This is a genomic window from Azotobacter armeniacus (assembly GCF_054779355.1).
In genome coordinates, this window is the sequence record NZ_BAAGYK010000079.1 from 1 (window position 1) to 833 (window position 833).

The 833-nt window shown below is 57.7% G+C and carries 1 pseudogene; it reads right to left on the reverse strand.

Features of this window, described 5'->3' with window-relative positions:
- Positions 1-243: 243 nt before the first annotated feature.
- A pseudogene (tnpB, locus tag ACYVD0_RS12350) lies at positions 244-426 on the reverse strand (IS66 family insertion sequence element accessory protein TnpB); the annotation flags it as partial.
- Between the last annotated feature and the right edge of the window lie 407 nt (positions 427-833).

An 833-nucleotide genomic window follows, 5' to 3' on the forward strand; every position in this document is an offset into this window, starting at 1 on the left:
CGCGGTGACCAGCGCATGACTCGGGGCCGAGGTGTCTCGCCATGACTTCTCTCGCAGGGACTTGCACCCTTTATCAACTGCCAGCTTGGCTGGCGTACTAAGCGCTCCATAAACCCCACCTACCGCCAGCAGGGTTCGTCGGTCAGGATGCAGTTGCTGGCGAGCAATTCCACGGCAGCAGCGCTTCGTAGTCTTCGACGCTTTGCGCTCCAGGCGCTTGAGCCACAGACAGAAGCCGTTGCGATGCCAGTACAGAATTTTCACTTGGTTGCGTGTGCGATTGAGGAAGACGAACAGCACAGGGTCGAACACCGCAACCTTGATATCCAACTCGACCAGGGCCGCCAGGCCATTGATGGATTTACGGAAATCGACCGGCTTGGGGTAGAGGTAAACAGCTTTGACGTTGGGGGCGGGACGCATCATGCGGGGCAGGCTCCAGAGGGAATCGGGAGCTCAGCATCAGATCTCAGGGCGCGGTTTCGAAGGTAGGGTTTATGGAGCGGTTACGGCGGGTCTGCTTGCGCTTGCCGGCATACTCGGCGTCGGTGGAGAAGGACTGCTTCATCGGGATACTCGCGCAAGGGGACGGGCGTATTTCACCAGCATAGCAAAGTCTTTTTCAGGGTTTCCTATGGCACGCGAAACCTCCGTAAGTGCCCCTGCTGGATAACAGAAATTTTCACAATGCGTCCGATGTCCACACAAAAATTCCGCAGAGCAGAGGAAGACCGTCTTTCCTGACGCAAGCAAAAACCCCCGAGCCGCTGTCGTGGCTCGGGGGTTCGGGATAGGCGCTTGACGATGACCTACTCTCGCATGGGGAAACCCCA